The sequence below is a fragment of the Wolbachia endosymbiont of Chironomus riparius genome, from assembly GCF_918315375.1.
Genome location: NZ_OU906733.1, coordinates 359,425 through 372,458, shown reverse-complemented (window position 1 = coordinate 372,458; position 13,034 = coordinate 359,425). Strand labels below are relative to the sequence as shown.

General features: G+C 32.3%; 13 protein-coding genes and 3 pseudogenes. 1 reads left to right on the top strand and 15 read right to left on the bottom strand.

What is annotated here, in order from left to right; translation table 11 throughout:
• Positions 1–200 precede the first annotated feature (200 nt).
• Entirely contained in the window at positions 201–1,184 is a 984-nt protein-coding gene (locus NL275_RS01840; RefSeq protein ID WP_253299822.1) for an Rpn family recombination-promoting nuclease/putative transposase, read from the bottom strand.
• Positions 1,185–1,318: 134 nt separating this feature from the next.
• Between NL275_RS01840 and NL275_RS01835 the strand changes: the two are divergent.
• Positions 1,319–1,723 (top strand): annotated as a pseudogene (locus tag NL275_RS01835) (DNA mismatch repair endonuclease MutL); the annotation flags it as partial.
• 4 nt (positions 1,724–1,727) lie between these two features.
• On the opposite strand, the gene NL275_RS01830 reads toward NL275_RS01835, so the two are convergent.
• The 14 genes and pseudogenes from NL275_RS01830 to NL275_RS01770 form a co-directional block, all read right to left on the bottom strand.
• Positions 1,728–2,681 carry a CBASS cGAMP-activated phospholipase gene (locus NL275_RS01830; RefSeq protein ID WP_253299821.1) on the bottom strand — a complete coding sequence of 318 codons (954 nt, stop codon included), beginning with the start codon at positions 2,679–2,681 and terminating at the stop codon, positions 1,728–1,730.
• 3 nt (positions 2,682–2,684) lie between these two features.
• Positions 2,685–2,915, bottom strand: a complete 231-nt coding sequence (locus NL275_RS01825) for a hypothetical protein (protein ID WP_253299820.1) — start codon at positions 2,913–2,915, stop codon at positions 2,685–2,687.
• Positions 2,916–3,097: 182 nt separating this feature from the next.
• Positions 3,098–4,033: a contractile injection system protein, VgrG/Pvc8 family gene (locus NL275_RS01820; RefSeq protein ID WP_253299819.1), complete on the bottom strand. Its 936-nt coding sequence runs from the start codon at positions 4,031–4,033 to the stop codon at positions 3,098–3,100.
• Complete coding sequence (locus tag NL275_RS01815) at positions 4,034–4,243, bottom strand: tail protein X (RefSeq protein WP_253299818.1); 210 nt, start codon at positions 4,241–4,243, stop codon at positions 4,034–4,036.
• A gap of 11 nt (positions 4,244–4,254) precedes the next feature.
• Positions 4,255–4,611, bottom strand: coding sequence for a phage tail protein (locus NL275_RS01810; RefSeq protein WP_253299817.1), 357 nt, complete (start codon positions 4,609–4,611; stop codon positions 4,255–4,257).
• A pseudogene (locus NL275_RS01805) lies at positions 4,611–6,937 on the bottom strand (phage tail tape measure protein). Before NL275_RS01805 ends, NL275_RS01810 begins: the two are co-directional and overlap by 1 nt.
• 109 nt (positions 6,938–7,046) lie before the next feature.
• Positions 7,047–7,304, bottom strand: coding sequence for a phage tail assembly protein (locus tag NL275_RS01800; RefSeq protein ID WP_253299816.1), 258 nt, complete (start codon positions 7,302–7,304; stop codon positions 7,047–7,049).
• Between the two features lie 19 nt (positions 7,305–7,323).
• On the bottom strand, positions 7,324–7,830 hold the full coding sequence (locus tag NL275_RS01795; protein ID WP_253299815.1) for a phage major tail tube protein: 507 nt from the start codon (positions 7,828–7,830) through the stop codon (positions 7,324–7,326).
• 25 nt (positions 7,831–7,855) lie between these two features.
• Positions 7,856–9,034 (bottom strand): phage tail sheath subtilisin-like domain-containing protein, encoded by a 1,179-nt coding sequence (locus NL275_RS01790; RefSeq protein WP_253299814.1) that lies wholly within the window; start codon positions 9,032–9,034, stop codon positions 7,856–7,858.
• A 205-nt stretch (positions 9,035–9,239) separates the two neighbouring features.
• Positions 9,240–10,613 carry a hypothetical protein gene (locus NL275_RS01785; protein ID WP_253299813.1) on the bottom strand — a complete coding sequence of 458 codons (1,374 nt, stop codon included), beginning with the start codon at positions 10,611–10,613 and terminating at the stop codon, positions 9,240–9,242.
• Positions 10,610–10,810 (bottom strand): hypothetical protein, encoded by a 201-nt coding sequence (locus tag NL275_RS01780; protein ID WP_253299812.1) that lies wholly within the window; start codon positions 10,808–10,810, stop codon positions 10,610–10,612. Before NL275_RS01780 ends, NL275_RS01785 begins: the two co-directional genes overlap by 4 nt.
• A 39-nt stretch (positions 10,811–10,849) precedes the next feature.
• The gene (locus NL275_RS01775; RefSeq protein ID WP_253299811.1) at positions 10,850–11,746 is read right to left on the bottom strand and encodes an Rpn family recombination-promoting nuclease/putative transposase; all 897 of its coding nucleotides are present in this window, start codon (positions 11,744–11,746) and stop codon (positions 10,850–10,852) included.
• A gap of 197 nt (positions 11,747–11,943) precedes the next feature.
• A complete protein-coding gene (locus tag NL275_RS02660) occupies positions 11,944–12,069 on the bottom strand; it encodes a hypothetical protein (protein WP_256468531.1) in 126 nt (41 codons plus the stop codon).
• Between the two features lie 39 nt (positions 12,070–12,108).
• A pseudogene (locus tag NL275_RS01770) lies at positions 12,109–12,980 on the bottom strand (Rpn family recombination-promoting nuclease/putative transposase).
• Positions 12,981–13,034 lie beyond the last annotated feature (54 nt).

Here is a 13,034-nt window from a genome sequence, read left to right as displayed (position 1 = left end):
AACTATTTATGATGTTTTTTAAGATCTAATTTCGTGTATATTATATATATACAAGATTAACAAAAAAAACGTCCAAATTATTCTGTAAAATTTCATTGAAGAAATGTGACTTCTTCGCTGTTAGAAACTATTATTTTCTCTTAATCTCACAAAAAAAACCTTCTCTCTAATTTCGTCATCTCTCAGCTACATAGATACATTTAGAAAGTTTCTTTCTCTTGAAGTTGAATGATTTCATCTATAGAAAGACCGGTAAACTTAGCAATACTATTAACTTCAATCTTATCAGCCAGCATGGCCTTTGCTACTTCTATTTCTCTTGCTTTTCTTCCCTTTTCTTCACCGATTTGAATCCCTTCTTCTCTACCTTCTTCTCTACCTTCTTCTCTACCTTCCTCTCTACCTTCTTCTCTACCTTCTTCTCTACCGATTTGAATACCCTTTGCTTTAGCATCATCAAGTTTTTGTTCAAGAATGGCTTGTTCATCAAGAATACGCTTTGTTTCCTGTTCATAAGCTATAAACTCTTTTTCTGACCAATTAAACCTATTTAACTCTTCATAGGCTTTTTTAATGATTACATCACTTCCTATTATTCTTTTCAGATCTTTTTCACTGGTTTCATCTGCATACTTAAAGTAATAAATCCATTTCTCAACGATATTTTTTAATTCATCTTCTTTTGTTTTAGAAAACTTAGGCAGTTCAATAAATGTAAAATAAAAGTCTTTTAAATCATGTTCATAACTATTGCGATCAAGAATGATATGGTCAGACTTATATTCCTCTTTGTCAGGAAAAAGAATACAATCAGCTATAGCAATGAAGATAATTTCTTTTAGATTATGATATTGATCACCTTTATCAGCTTGTCTTGAGTAAGCTTTAGCAGCATAGTATTGTGCACGTTTTTCAAACCCTTTAGTCTTTGCAACTTGCATTTCACAAATATATTGAACACCTGTAGAATCTCTACATAATACGTCAACAATACTTTGTTTCTTAGAGGCAATATCAGGATCTTGAATAGTACTTAAGAATTCAACTTCTTGTATCTCATTTACTCCAGTAAACCCCAGAATATCATTTAGAAAATGAATAAGAATGTCTTTATTTTTTTCACTACCAAAGATGCGTCTAAATGCAACGTCATTTTTGGGGTCAAGAAACTTGGAGATAGCCATAAGTATAGTTTATACAAGACATTAGTAATTATATACTATAAGTATAAAATATTCCAATGTTTTAATTAAAGTTAAATAATTAACTTTACCTTGATAAAACTAATTACTTTTATAACCCTCTTTCTCCTTAATTAGTAGAAGTTAAGAATGAAGCTGCAATGGAAATGATAGAAAAATACAGAGATACGTTATTTGAAATGGGTTTTGATCTTGAAATTAACTCAGAAAATAAGGTAACAGTGAAAGCAGTACCAGCAATATTAGATGATATAAATGTAAAAGAAATGTTACTAGATATAATAGATAGGTTATTGGAAGTAGAAGATGTTCTATCTATAGAAGATAGAATAAATAAGGTTCTGGCTACAGTAGCCTGCCATGGATCAATCAGAGCGGGAAGAGGAATGAAACTCGAGGAAATGAATGAGCTATTGAGACAAATGGAGAATACGCCATATTCTGGTCAGTGCAACCATGGAAGACCTACTTATATAGAGCTCAAACTCAATGATATTGAAAAGTGGTTTGAAAGGAGGTAAATCCTTATTTAACAACTCTTTTTTCCTTTTGAAAATCTCTCTGACAAAAACTGTCTATTAACTGTTGATTACACTCAATCATTATCTGTGCTTCTTGTTGAAGGTACTTAATGTTTTGAGGCTTAATATTATCCATATCAAGTGCTGCTATCTTTAGTTTTGATTGTATTCTGATATATTTGTCACTCATTACTTGATTCAACTGATAATTTACTGCGTCTAAACTTGAAGCAAACATTACATTGATTAATGGTTTTATCCAACCTATTTTACCAAACCTTTTTGAATTAATATATTTTATGTTTTTCATTGATCTACCAGTTCCTATTGATAATAGTGTAATATCATCATTTGGAAATAATCTCTTACTACTAGCATATGCACAAGCAGCTGGGTTATTGGCAAACACTCCTCCATCTATTAGAACTCTTTCTATTTGATTAACCTTCAAGTATTTAGGGGAAAAGTATGTTGGTGCTGCACTTGTTGCTCTCAATGCATCCTTTAGCTTTATAAAATTTTTATCTTCTCTCCAGCTTTTAAAAAAGAATGGGCAGTTATTATGTATATCATAGCTAGTCAATAGTAAATGACTTACAGTATCAGCAATTGTAGTTTTTCCAAAGTATTGATCAAGTATCTTTTCTATGTTTTTGCATGAATATTGAGAACCATTTAACCAGGAAGCGATTGATCGTCGCCAAAATGATGACTTAAAAATATATGCTCCATGTTCTTCATACAGATTTACTAAATCTTTTGCTGAATATTGAAGACTTTCCTTATCATCTTTTATGCATAAGCCTGCTACAACGATACCGCCGGTTGATGTACCTGCCATGAGATCAAAGATTTGAGAAATAGGTTTTTTTGTCCTTTTTTCTATTTCTGCTAATATTATTGCTGGTATTATTCCTCTTATTCCTCCTCCATCGACAGATAAGATATATTTTGTCATATCTTATTTCCACCTTTTGTTAGATACTTGTACTTTGAATTCATCAAGTTCTTCTGAAAGATTTTTGACTCTTTCTTCAAGACGATACACTGTTATAGTTAATTCGTTATTCTGCTCGATGAATTTATCATGAATGTGAACTCTTAAATCGAGCTTGGCAAGCCACCAGATTGCTGCGACAGTCTGTATTACCATAGTTATAATTACTGCTATTGGAATTTTTTGCTTTTGCATGTTTTTTTTGATGAGATGATAAGATAAATTTGTTATAGCTATTAACAACAAAGAAATATTTTATAGGCAGTTATGGTAGTTGCTACTTAGACTTAGACTTAGACTTAGACTTACATTGCTTTCAGCATCGTAGAACAGGTGTATAATTTAACAGACATAATTCCAGGCGTTCTTTTATATTTTCATTTACTTATGGATGCCGATAACATAGTATGATAACCTGAGCTATTCAATACATGTTCTGCTCTATCAATTACCCATTCACCATCTATATCTTGATGAAACCCTATGAGATTTAATTTAGCCTCTGCAAATACTTCTGGATTACCAGGCATAGTAATTTCTAACTCTGCATTATTTCTTTTTAGTTGTTTTAGCTTAGCATTTGCTGCACTTAGTGCTGACTCTGCATTTGAGTAGATTGTTTGTATGATATAACTTGGACTACCAGAACCAACTGTTTTTGATATAGTTTCTCCTCTTTCATAACTATGCCATTTTGCAATCACTGAGTTATACCTACTTACAGTAAAATGCATCTTCCAATTTATTGTATCTTCTAGTCTAATTGTTGTTATCCCTAAAACCTTTCCCGTTGCTGATTTCGCCTTACCTTTTGGAATAAATATTATGTATCCTCCTGCAAGTTTTGCTATTGCCTCACGCTCTATTGCTATTCTTGTAAGTAAACTTATATCACTTTCTTCTGTTTGGTTAATATGTGGTATTACTATATTTTCAAATTCTTCAGCAACTTTATATCCATAGCCATGCTTTTGTGCTATTTCCTTCACTAAGTTACCCAAAGTTATTTCCTGCCATTCTTTGAATACTTTCTCTTTTAATGATAATCTTGTTGCATGGGCTTTAATTATTAGAGTTTTTGGTGGACTTTGCACCGTAATTTCATTAACCGTATATACACCCATTGGTACTACTCCAGTTTCTCTATAACCCAAAGCAATATTTAATTCATTCGGAATATCTATGCTTTCATCTCTGTAATCAACACATACTTCCACTATATCATTTATAGTTCCTGATTCGTCAGTAAGTCTTAATGATACAACTCTATCTCTAATTGACTCATACCCATTTATAATAAAATCTGGCTGCATTTATTCCCATACCTTTAATTTTAACTTTTTTACTGGCTTTTGCATCATAGGAAGTTTTACCTTTAATCCTGCTGGTAAAAAGCTGCCATATTCTGCTAAACCTGAGTTTTCTCCAAGTACTAGTTCTACTACTCCTTCAGTAAATCCATAATGTTTCCAGCAAATTAGATCTAACATTTCATTTTCTCGAGTTAAATAATATGTTGTCATGTGTTATGTTGTCATGTGTATCGCTTTAAACTTAAACTAAATTCAACTTTTTTCGGTAATCCGCTAGGAAAAAATGATGTCTGCTTTTTCTCTAGCTTCATAATTACAAACCTTCCTAAAACATCTCCTAAACTATCAACTAAAATGTGTGGTGTCTGATCTTTTTCTGCTTCTTTCATACTATTTAATTGATTTAATCCATTTAGATTATTAAGATAAATAATTCCTTCTACTTCTATACTTTCTCCACCTTGACCTATATTTTGTAGTGATGGCATTTTTCCAATACACTCAACTACACTCCAGCGCTTCTCTTTGCTACACCTTAAACTTCTCGGAGCAAACTTATATGGACCAAAAGACAGCATTAGTAAAATGTTTCCGCTGTGTCAAACAGCACATCACGCGATTTTTCCCTGATTCTTTTTATTACTTCATCGGCAAGGCTACGAACATTCTGATTTTCTCCTGCTTGTATACTGATATTAAAGTAATTATGTTGACTTTGATTGAAAATTTTATTTTCAAACTCACTTTTTATATTCTCTTTTAGATCTTCTTTCTTTAATGTTGATTTTCTCTCTTCAATTTCATGTTTAATTTTGAAACCTTTCCAGCTATTTTGAGAAATTTCTTTCCATATACTACTACTTAATAGAGGATTTCCATCACTGAAAACGCTATTTTTGGCAAGTGTACTACCAACTTTTTCATTAACTACTGAAACAACTCTTTTCCTCTTTTCAAGTTCTTTTACTGGACTATTTTCAGAAATTTTTCCGAATATACTACTAAAAGTATTTCCCATCCATGAAAAAGCCTCTTCTATAGGTTTTAAATTTGATTTTATATACTCCCAAAATTAGAGAAAAAGTTCTTTACTCTTTGCCAGTTAGTCATAATAAATGCCGCACCAGTAACCATTCCTGCAACTAAGAATCCTACAGGATTACTCATCATTGCTAATGTTAAAGCTCTAAACCCTGTAACTACTCCTGGAATCACATATGATAATACCCTTAGTGCTGACCCAAGTGATCCATGCAAAATCACTGATAAAGTTGCAGCTCCACCTTTAAGCAGAGCCATTGCATAACCAAAACTCACCATCGCTATCTTACCAAGAATCAAAAGTGAAATTATGCTCGTGATTCCTGTAGTAACAATTGGACACTTTTCTGCAAGCCAAGCTATGCTTGTTGTTATAGACCTTAAAAAGCTACTTATTCTATTTAAAGCAGGAAGCATTACTGAACCCAAATTCATTCCTAATTCTGCTATTGTGTTTCTAAGTAATCGTAAATTATTTGCTGTAGTTTCTGCACGATTGTTAAATTCTTTCTCCATGGATTCGTTATACTTTTCTTCATCAGCTAACAAAACTATTGCTTCTTTATACTTTTTTAAACTTCCCACTAATAGTGCAATATCATCTTGATACTCCTGACCAAAGACTTTCATAAGAATTTGAGAACGTTCTTGCTTATCTACTTTTTCTAGAGTTTCAAAAAAGTAAAGCAACGCTTCTTGACCATTTTTGTTTATTCTTTGTGCCATTTCCTCTGCAGTTATTCCTATTTCTTCTAGTGCTGATTTAAACTCCTTTCCTTGCCCTTCTGCAGTCTGAAGTTTTGCAAGCAAAGCATTTATTGCAGTTGCTGCTTTGGCTGGTTGTTTACCTAGACTAATAAAAGCATTAACTAAGCTACTTGTTTGCTTAATATCTAAACCAAACTGTTTTGCAGTACCACCAACTATCGCTAATGCTTGTATCATATCCTTTGCTTTAGCAGCAGTGTTGTCTGATAAGTGGTTGATTACATTACCAACATTCTCCATTTCATCAACTTCAACCCCATAAACATTAGAGAGTTTAGCTATAGAGTCACCTGCCTGTTCTGCTGACATATCAAATGCTGTTGACATTTTTGCTACTACTTCTGTGAATTTAAAAAGATCCTCTTTTCCAATACCAAGTTGACCACCACTTGCAGCTGTTTTTGCTAGCTCTTCAGCTGATAGTGGTATGCTACGTGACATCTCCTTTAACTTCTGCGCAAACTTATTAGCCTCATCTGTATCAGGAGTAAAATCCACTACCTTCTTAACATCAGCCATAGCTGTTTCAAAATCAATCGCAACTTTGATCGGAGCTGCAAGCGTTAGTCCTAGCCCTATCGTTTCTATGATTTGTGACTTAAAGTGTGCTTTATTTGCTAAAACACTTTGGTGATTACGTATTGCAGAACTAAGCTTACTGTACCTACCTTTTAGTACTTCAATCGACGAGACAAGTTTATACTGGTCTCTTACTAATGACTTAATATTTCTTCCACTTTTTCTTACTTCTTCGTTTAGTGCATTTAGAGCATTCCTCTTTTTTAAATATGCACCTTTTGCTTTTGTTGCAGAAACTTTAGCTTTATCAAACTCAGCTTTTAAAGTTTTACTTGGCTTTTCTATTCCCTTTATCTGTTTAGCTAAGGATTTTACCTGTTCTTCAAAGCCTTTCCAAGAACGTTTGGCAACTAAAGTATCCTGACCTAATTGCTTAAATTTAAACACTGACTTTAGTGACGTATCAAGTTGTCTTATGTTCTCACCAAGACGAGAAATCTGACTGCTACTTCCACTCATTACAGCATTAAAACTACCATCCAGTACTGCACCTATTTTTATAGATAACGTTGACATTTTATTTCCCTCGCTGCCTTACACCATAAGATAAAATCATTTATTTCCATTTCAAGTATTTGCTCAACTCCACCACCAATGATAGAGCTGAGCATAATTACCTCCAATCTTAACTCCTTTGGAGAATTGGTGAAAAAAAATCCCTCAATACTTGTTGCATTTTTACATAATCTGCAATATCCAATTCTTCTATTGTTTCCTTGGCAACAGAAGTGAGATTTGCTGTTAGCGTAACTTCTCTACTGAGTTCACTACCATCGATACGTTCTATTGCTAGATAATCTCTAACTTTTGGACGTCTAACAGTAAGTTCTGAAATAGAAATTCCATCAACTGTTATTGGATTATTAAGTGTTATTGTTTTCATATTTACTTTCCTAAAAAATTTAAATTCCTAAAACTGTTTGTAATAAAGCCATTTGATCGACACCGTTAATCTTACGAATCATATTTTCACTATCAATCTCAATAAGCTCTCGACCAGATATGGTAAGCTTATAATAGTGAGCGGATAAAGTGCATTTTAGTGTTGCTTTTTCTCCTGGTTTCCAACTACCAAAGTCAAATTCTCTAAATATTCCTCTGAGATTTATAACCACTGCTTCAATATTATTGCTCCCACTCCCTTGCATACCTCCCCTTAGTGTCAAAGCTACTGAGTTTCCATCAATAAGCCCAAAGAGTCTGAACAGCTCTGAATCATACTCAGCAAACGTAAATTCTGCTTCAAGTTTTTCCATACCCATATCAATACTTATTGGTATATCCATTCCTCCTGCACGATATTCTTCTGTTTTGATGGTAAGTTTAGGTAAAGTGATTTCATCTATTTTTCCTGCGTAACCTCGACCATCTACAAATACATTAAAATTCTTTAATATTTTTGGTAACATTTTTTCCTCTTGTACAACCAACTAACTATATTTCATTGTTAACTAATCTTGATCTGAACGTGATCTGCTCAGCAGGATATGGTGGTGTAAACTCAAAATCAAAATATACTTTGCCATCTGCAATACTTGCTGGAGTATTTAGTTCTAATGATGAATAGCATTTTCCACTTAAAATTGCTCCTTGTGCCTTTAAATTTGCAAGATAAGAATTTACTCCCTCTATAACATCATCTATATAAGTTTTAGTGATATTTCGATCAACTGCCCATAAATGGGCTCTAAGAAGACTATCGTTGATTAAATCTGCAGTACGTCTTACTGATAAAAAAGCCCATTTCGAATCACTTGAGCAGGTTCTGTTTCCCCATAGTCTATATCCTTTTTGATGAATAATCGTTGCCACTTCATTTTCATTCAAATAGTTAGCCCTGCAATTTCCATCACCTAATGTAAAGTCAATAGGTCTTGAAGTCCCAATAATTCCACTAATTTCTTGATTTGAAGGTGAACACCAGAATCCATGCTCATTATCTATTTTAGCAATTAAACCTACAACAAATGGACTTGGTGGTACAATCTCTTCTCCTTTACCAAAAAACACTTTAACCCATGGATCAACAACGTAAACTCTTGAGCTGCCAATACTCTTTCTCCATTTTATCGCTTCTTCATCATTAGTATTTGGTCCATCTGCTACTATTATCGCTCTTAACTTTTCTGCTGTTGAAATTAACGCTTCTACTACTGGATTTTTACCATCTTCTGTCAGTTTATGAGTAAAATTGGGTGCAATAAGTATTCTTGGTGCTGTGTGCATTATACTCTCACTACTCAGAAACGCTTGAATACCCTTATACTCCCCTGTTTCCTCATCAATTCCACCAATTATATTTTTTATTGTCTCATTCTCTTTTAATTTCCAATCAACATTTTCACTTTCCTCAACTCTAATAACCACTACTGTTGCACCTATCTGAGAAAATATTGAATTCACTGCTTGCAAAAGACTTCCTTTTTTACCCAGCTTTCCTGCTTCCTTTAAGCTTCCACTAATTAATACTGGTTTGTTTAGTGGAAATTTCTCCTCATTCGCATCCGGTGCTGTACCTATCACACCAATTACTGATGATTTGCTCCTCCTAACTGCTCTTGGACCACAGCTTGTTTCTATAATATTTACTCCATGTAAAAACTTTTCTGTCATATGATGATAAATTGATTAGAGAATTTCTTTTGCTTCTCATGGTTATAAATTGGCAAATATTTTTGGCAAATATTTACTGCTTACCGACTATTAAACAATATTCAATTCTGTAGCTTATTTCTCTCTCTTGCCTATTCTTAAAAACTGTTTTTTCAACTTACTTGTAGCTATTTTAAAATCTCACGTAAATTATCATATTTTCCCCTTATATAGCTGTATATATATCAAAAATCACGTTACCTACTGAACCTCCCACTCCACTTACCTGAACACCTCTTAAGGTAATACCAGAACCTATCGGTGTTTCACCATTGTGCCTGGCAATGTAGGAAAAACTATTTCCACTCAGTACAGAATTTATATTAAAATCCGTATCATTATCATCATAACAAAAAGTTGGAATATAAATTGTAGAACTACCAGTACCATTTGTTTGTGTCGTTGCTCCATTTCCTACTGTTACTCCAGATTGCTTTCTGAATAAAGATGAAGAAGTATTTAGAGTATTTATTACTGTTGATCTATAACTCTGAATATTAGACTCTATTATTTTGCATGCTGATTCTGACTTAATAATTATTCTCAATGCTTCACCACTACTTGCTATTGCACTTATCGCTGTAGATGATGATACTATTGCATTCATAGCTATAGAAGAATCTACTATTATATTCATAGCTATAGAAGAAGCTGCTACTCTACTCATAGCTATAAAAGAGAATATTATTATATTCATAGCTAATGGAGAAGCTACTATTATCTTTATCGTAGACGGAGTTACTTCTGTTAACTTTACTAATGTGTTAATCGCTACTGTGTTAGCTATTATATTTAATGCAACACTGCTTTTTAGTAATTCTTGTAATCCTAATGGACTATTAACTAATTTTTCTAATGCTGAAGAGTTATCAGTTATATTGAATACTGCACTAGCATTACTCAACATTTTACTAAATTTCTTCTGATTACCGGTATTACTTAACCAAGTTTCTAAATCGGTTTGATTTAGAATTTTTAATAGTATTTCTGGGTCGCTAATCGCTTCAAAAGTGTTCACCAACTCTCTTAACGCTTGAAGGTGTTCCTTTCCAGAATCATCTATTGCTGCAATATTGGCATCTTTTCTTGTATCAAAAAGTGATAGGCTTTTTAATTCTTGATCATTCATTTTCTTCAATGATCCTTTTTCCGATTCGGTAATCACAGCTATTGCATTTGCTTTATTATTGTTTAGGTCATTTAAATGTGAATTTGTTTTATTAAGCAGTTCCTTTAGTTTTCCATCACTTATCTGAGTAATCTCAGAAACTACACTCTTATCAACTATTGATTCAAGTGTCTTAGCAAGATATGCCAATTGATCAGGAGTACTAGTTACTGCTAAATCTTTAAGTCTTTTCTGCAATATATCGATTATTTCTTTTATTGCTGTCATTTGAGTAATCTTGGAAATTACTTTTTTATCTACTATTAATTCGAATGATTTAGCAAGATATGCTAGTTGATCAGGTGCACTACTCTCTGCTAACTCTTTAATTCTTCTCTGTAAAATATCAACTACTTCGTTAGTAACATTCATTCCCTATACCACAAATTTAAAAAAGTTTCAAAACTAAAGCGTTCAAAATTATTCTTTAATTGATTGTGTTCATTTTCTCTTTCACTTATATCTTCGCTTACTTTTTCAATAGTTTCTCGAATACGAACTACATCTTCCACAGCAATATTATTTGGGTGAGGTAGAGAGTATCCTCTTTCTGTTTTATCGCTTGACATCTTTTTATTGTGGGGATTTTATTTGAGGGTTTAGTGAATTTATTTTAATTTTTCAATCTCTTTGCTTGAAAATCCAGTAGTCTTTGCAATAATTTCAGTAGAAACTCCAAGCTTAAGCAAATTTCTAGCTATTAACTCAGCTTTTTCTTTTCCTCCTTCTTCTTTACCTTCTTCTCTACCTTGTTCTCTACCTAATGCTTTAGCATCATCGAGACGTTGAGCCCAAATACCAGCTTCCTTTTGAATATCTAAAATTCTTTCTTCATATGCTACTAGATCCTTTTCTGTCCAAATCGACTTATCCAGCTCATTGTACGCTAGTTTTATTATTGGTTCCTGTTCTGCTATTTTTTTTAGATCCTCATCTGTAGTTTCTTCTGCGTATTTAAAAAAATAGCACCAACGTTCTACTATATTTTCTAATTCTTCTACTTTGCTTTTTTGAAACTTAGTTAATTCAATAAAAATAAATTGTAAGTCTTTTAAGTAATGACCATTAGTTTCAATATCACGTATCGTATGTGATGATTTATAACTTACCTCTTCAGGAAATAAATCATTATTGGAAATAGCAATGAAGTATACTTTTTTTAAATCAATATATTTACCTGATTTATCTAATTGTCTTGAATAGGCCTTAGCAGCATATAGTTGAGCACGTTTTTCAAACCCTTTATCTTTAGCAACTTGCATTTCTATCACAAATCTATTTCCTATAGAGTCTTTGCATAGAATATCAACTATACTTTGCTTATCAGAAGCTATTTCAGGATCCATTATAGTGCTTAAAAATTCTACTTCTTCTATCTCTTTTTGCCCCTTAAATTCTAAAATATCGTTTAAAAAATGAATAAGAATATTTTTATTTTTTTCACTACCAAATATACGTTTGAAGGTTAGATCACACTTTGGGTCAAGAAATTTTGTAAATGCCATATATTCATTTAACTATTGCTAATATTATACTCTTTTTTCATAATTTTGCATAACAAAATATTAGGTCACAATAACCCGTAAATTTTCGAATGATTTAGCAAGATATGCTAGTTGACCAAGTGCACTATTCTCTGCTAACGCTTTAATTCTTCTCTGTAAAATATCAACTACTTCGTTAGTAACATTCATTCGCCATACTACAAATTTAAAAAAGTTTCAAAACTAAAGCGTTCAAAATTATTCTTTAATTGATTGTGTTCATTCACAGCAATATTATTTGGGTGAGGTAGAGAGTATCCTCTTTCTGTTTTATCGTTTGACATCTTTTTATTGTGGGGATTTTATTTGAGGGTTTAGTGAATTTATTTTAATTTTTCAATCTCTTTGCTTGAAAATCCAGTAGTCTTTGCAATAATTTCAGTAGAAACTCCAAGCTTAAGCAAATTTCTAGCTATTAACTCAGCTTTTTCTTTTCCTCCTTCTTCTCTACCTAATGCTTTAGCATCATCGAGACGTTGAGCCCAAATACCAGCTTCCTTTTGAATATCTAAAATTCTTTCTTCATATGCTACTAGATCCTTTTCTGTCCAAATCGACTTATCCAGCTCATTGTACGCTAGTTTTATTATTGGTTCCTGTTCTGCTATTTTTTTTAGATCCTCATCTGTAGTTTCTTCTGCGTATTTAAAAAAATAGCACCAACGTTCTACTATATTTTCTAATTCTTCTACTTTGCTTTTTGAAACTTAGTTAATTCAATAAAAATAAATTGTAAGTCTTTTAAGTAATGACCATTAGTTTCAATATCACGTATCGTATGTGATGATTTATAACTTACCTCTTCAGGAAATAAATCATTATTGGAAATAGCAATGAAGTATACTTTTTTTAAATCAATATATTTACCTGATTTATCTAATTGTCTTGAATAGGCCTTAGCAGCATATAGTTGAGCACGTTTTTCAAACCCTTTATCTTTAGCAACTTGCATTTCTATCACAAATCTATTTCCTATAGAGTCTTTGCACAGAATATCAACTATACTTTGCTTATCAGAAGCTATTTCAGGATCCATTATAGTGCTTAAAAATTCTACTTCTTCTATCTCTTTTTGCCCCTTAAATTCTAAAATATCGTTTAAAAAATGAATAAGAATATTTTTATTTTTTTCACTACCAAATATACGTTTGAAGGTTAGATCACACTTTGGGTCAAGAAATTTTGTAAATGCCATATATTCATTTAACTATTGCTAATATTATACTCTTTTTCATAATTTTGCATAACA

Bases quoted from the DNA above. Each gene is read 5' to 3' on its own strand.
- NL275_RS01795 (WP_253299815.1), bottom strand. From the start codon at position 7,830: ATGTTACCAAAAATATTAAAGAATTTTAATGTATTTGTAGATGGTCGA.
- NL275_RS01820 (WP_253299819.1), bottom strand. From the start codon at position 4,033: ATGCAGCCAGATTTTATTATAAATGGGTATGAGTCAATTAGAGATAGA.
- NL275_RS01775 (WP_253299811.1), bottom strand. From the start codon at position 11,746: ATGGCATTTACAAAATTTCTTGACCCAAAGTGTGATCTAACCTTCAAA.
- NL275_RS01800 (WP_253299816.1), bottom strand. From the start codon at position 7,304: ATGAAAACAATAACACTTAATAATCCAATAACAGTTGATGGAATTTCT.
- NL275_RS01780 (WP_253299812.1), bottom strand. From the start codon at position 10,810: ATGTCAAGCGATAAAACAGAAAGAGGATACTCTCTACCTCACCCAAAT.
- NL275_RS01830 (WP_253299821.1), bottom strand. From the start codon at position 2,681: ATGACAAAATATATCTTATCTGTCGATGGAGGAGGAATAAGAGGAATA.
- NL275_RS02660 (WP_256468531.1), bottom strand. From the start codon at position 12,069: ATGTCAAACGATAAAACAGAAAGAGGATACTCTCTACCTCACCCAAAT.
- NL275_RS01785 (WP_253299813.1), bottom strand. From the start codon at position 10,613: ATGAATGTTACTAACGAAGTAGTTGATATTTTACAGAGAAGAATTAAA.
- NL275_RS01790 (WP_253299814.1), bottom strand. From the start codon at position 9,034: ATGACAGAAAAGTTTTTACATGGAGTAAATATTATAGAAACAAGCTGT.
- NL275_RS01825 (WP_253299820.1), bottom strand. From the start codon at position 2,915: ATGCAAAAGCAAAAAATTCCAATAGCAGTAATTATAACTATGGTAATA.
- NL275_RS01840 (WP_253299822.1), bottom strand. From the start codon at position 1,184: ATGGCTATCTCCAAGTTTCTTGACCCCAAAAATGACGTTGCATTTAGA.
- NL275_RS01810 (WP_253299817.1), bottom strand. From the start codon at position 4,611: ATGCTGTCTTTTGGTCCATATAAGTTTGCTCCGAGAAGTTTAAGGTGT.
- NL275_RS01815 (WP_253299818.1), bottom strand. From the start codon at position 4,243: ATGACAACATATTATTTAACTCGAGAAAATGAAATGTTAGATCTAATT.